The sequence below is a fragment of the Intestinibacter sp. genome (assembly GCF_051866655.1).
Lineage (GTDB): Bacteria > Bacillota > Clostridia > Peptostreptococcales > Peptostreptococcaceae > Intestinibacter.
Window position 1 is genome coordinate 1 of the sequence record NZ_JBJDXL010000379.1, and the last position, 3,156, is coordinate 3,156.

General features: G+C 27.5%; 5 protein-coding genes. 1 reads left to right on the plus strand and 4 read right to left on the minus strand.

From position 1 onward, the window contains the following. From ACI3VO_RS11305 to ACI3VO_RS11320, 4 genes are all read right to left on the minus strand, one after another. Nucleotides 1-409: ketopantoate reductase family protein (locus ACI3VO_RS11305; protein ID WP_439758015.1), on the minus strand; the 409-nt coding region annotated here is incomplete at its 3' end. Between the two features lie 35 nt (nucleotides 410-444). Continuing rightward, nucleotides 445-1,173: a hypothetical protein gene (locus ACI3VO_RS11310; RefSeq protein ID WP_439758016.1), complete on the minus strand. Its 729-nt coding sequence runs from the start codon at nucleotides 1,171-1,173 to the stop codon at nucleotides 445-447. A gap of 27 nt (nucleotides 1,174-1,200) precedes the next feature. Beyond that, nucleotides 1,201-1,734, minus strand: coding sequence for a zf-HC2 domain-containing protein (locus ACI3VO_RS11315; RefSeq protein ID WP_439758017.1), 534 nt, complete (start codon nucleotides 1,732-1,734; stop codon nucleotides 1,201-1,203). A gap of 30 nt (nucleotides 1,735-1,764) precedes the next feature. Further along, on the minus strand, nucleotides 1,765-2,235 hold the full coding sequence (locus ACI3VO_RS11320) for an RNA polymerase sigma factor (protein WP_439758018.1): 471 nt from the start codon (nucleotides 2,233-2,235) through the stop codon (nucleotides 1,765-1,767). A 200-nt stretch (nucleotides 2,236-2,435) separates the two neighbouring features. Here ACI3VO_RS11320 and ACI3VO_RS11325 point away from each other — a divergent pair, with 200 nt between their 5' ends. Beyond that, on the plus strand, nucleotides 2,436-3,023 hold the full coding sequence (locus ACI3VO_RS11325) for an RNA polymerase sigma factor (RefSeq protein WP_439758019.1): 588 nt from the start codon (nucleotides 2,436-2,438) through the stop codon (nucleotides 3,021-3,023). Nucleotides 3,024-3,156 lie beyond the last annotated feature (133 nt).

Below are 3,156 nucleotides of genomic sequence, written 5' to 3' on the forward strand. Positions count from 1 at the left end.
CGGTTACTCTATTTCCTATTTTTACGGCATCTATTTTTATAGCAAGTCCGTATAGTACTTGATTGTCTTTAAAGCTTTCTTGTAATACATCTCTAGCTACGATTCCATTTAATAAAGTCAGTATTATTGTATTTTTGCCGACTAAATTTCTCATATCTTCTATTGCATCTTGAAGCTGATAATTTTTTACACTTACTATTATCAAGTCTGGTTTAAAATCATCGTCTGATGATACTACTCTAGGATTAAATTTTTCCCCATTTAAGTATAGTCCTTCTTTTTCTAATCTTTCTCTTCTCTTTCCATTTGCTATAAAAGCAAAATCATCTTTTAAAGCTTTATTTAGAGAATAGGCATACACGCATCCAATTGCACCTGCACCTATAATCGCTACTTTTTTAATCTCCATATTTTAACACCTCTTTATGGTTTACAATTTTAAGTTTATTCTTTACTATAGTCTACATTTTTTATTATTTTTTGTAAATCGCCCTCTGATTTTATTTGACTTAAATCGTCTATATCTACCTCATATGCATTATTTCCGTCTTCTTTAAAAGAAGATATGTTTACACTTTCAAAGTCGTAATTTATATTTTGTAGTATTTTTACTATTTTATATGCATCCTTTAAAAATTCTTTTTCATTTTTATATGGGAATTTATCTTTATCGTAGCTTCTATTTTCTTTTTGCTCAAAATCGTACGCCTCGTGTAAATCTATCTTTAATTTTATAGGCTCTTCACCACTATAAAAATCGTAAATTCTGTACTTATACTGTTCTATATTTATCTCTGAATCTATAGACATATATTCTCTGAGTATATCACTTTCTTTTTCAATATTATAAGCTATATAATTATTTACTTCATCTATCATATTTATAATTGTGTTATCGTAGTATCCGTCTGATATACCATCACCATAATACTCAAAATACGATGATGTATCTGGTTTATCTACATCCTCTACTTTTGCATAAAAATTACCTGTTTTAAAACCATATGATATCGATTTTATCTCTACCTTTCCTTTATAATGCTTGTCTATATAATCTTCAAATCCTTTTTTAGCTTGTAAATACTCTATAGGATTTCCACAAAATCCACTGTAAATATAAACAGCTATACCTACAGCAATAACTCCTAAAATTACTTTTATATATCTTTTCATTTATTTCACCTCGTCCAATTTAAATATTTATTTATTTTTTAATTGTTTTATCGCTGATGCTAAAAATAGTCCAGCAAAAGAACATATTAAAAAATAAAATCCTGTCCAAACTCCTAAAAATCCATTTTCCATAACGATTGTAAATAATATATTAGCCACAATCACAATAGCAAGTATAAATATTTTTTCATCATACAAAAGCCCTAGCACAAAAGGAATTATTATAACCCAAGGTATAGTAGATAAAAATCCACCGCCCAATAAACTAATTCCGACTGCTACTGATACTGAAAATATTATAAAAATATATTTTATTTTATTTAGGTATTTTCCAATTGAATTTAATGTATCTGTTTTTAATTTTTCTGATTCTTCTTCATTTAAATTTATATTTTTTCCAATATCTGAATTTATATTTCTCTTTAATTCCTCGTACATTTTTCTACATTTCTCACATTCCGCTAGATGTATCTCTATATCTCTTTTCGTATCTTCGCCAACTAAGTCATCTATATAAAGTGGCATTAAATCCTCGACTACATTACATTTTAATTCACTCATTTTTTCACCTACTTTTCAAATTTTTAATAGTTACTCATTAAACTGTAAGACTATTTTCTTTTTTTCTCTAAAAAAATTCACTCTACAGTAGCTCTCACTTTTGCCTATTATTTCACCTATTTCTTTAAATGTAAGATCATTTATAAGTCTAAGTATCATTATCTGTCTTTGAGGCTCCTTGAGCTTGTTTATAATTTTTAAAACCTCGTTGTATTCATCTAAAGATTCGTGTTCGTAATCCCTGTATTTATCTAAATCACTGTCGTACAAATTTTCAGTAAAAGGATGTTTTTTCAAATATGTATAGTACTGATTTTTCGCTATAGCAAGCAGCCATGTTTTTTCACTACATTTTCCTTTGAAGTTTTTTATGCTCTTTATGCATTCTAAAAATGTTGACTGCATAATATCCTTAGATACTTCTTCATCAAAGCTCAGCGAGTAAATAAATCTATACACATCGTTTGAGTATAAATCGTAAAGCTTTTCAATCTCTTTCACATAAACCTCCTTTCCCTCTAGCTAGAAATTTATTTATTTTATATAGTAGTATCATAAAATAGTTGTTTCGTTACAATAATTTTAAATTTTTTTTTAAAATTTTTGAGTGAAAAATATTTTTTCTTCGTATTGGTATGTGAAGAAGTTAAAATATATTGCGCAATAATATTTTTTAGGAATTTAAATGGGGGAATATATATATGGATAAATTTAAGGAGAAACGAGTTATCGGTCTTTTGAAAAAATCTCCTGAAGAAGGCATAAGTATGGCTATAGATATTTACGGACCTGCAGTAAAGACTATCTGTACAAACATACTTAGCAATCTAGAAAAAGAGGACATCGAGGAGGCTATTTCAGATACTTTTTTCAAGCTTTGGAAAAACATAGACAATTTTCAAATAAATAAAAATAAATCTCTAAAAAGCTACATCTACGCAATCGCTAGAAATGTATGCTTTGATAAGCTTAGAAGCTTAAATTTAAATTCATCTTTATTTGATATCGATGAGAACAATCTAGGGATATCTGTAAATATGGAGGATGAATACGCCAAAATTCACAATGAAAAAATCATAAAGGAAACACTAGATAAGTTTGAAGAGCCTGATAGATCGATTTTTATACTTAGATTTTTTTACTTCGAAAAGGTCAAAAACATCGCCTTGAAACTAAATCTAGACGAAAAAAAGGTAGAAAATATTTTATATAGAAGTAAAAGCAAATTAAAAGAAAAACTGATAAATGGAGGAATTATTTATGAAGAATATTCACCAAATGTTAAATAATATATACGAAGATAGATATCTAGACAGCGAAAATCCTTTTTTGGAGGATGAAAAGGAACGAATTTTAAGTGTCACTATGGATAAAATAAATAACTCAATGAAAGCAGAAGATACCAGTAACAAAAGAAAAAAT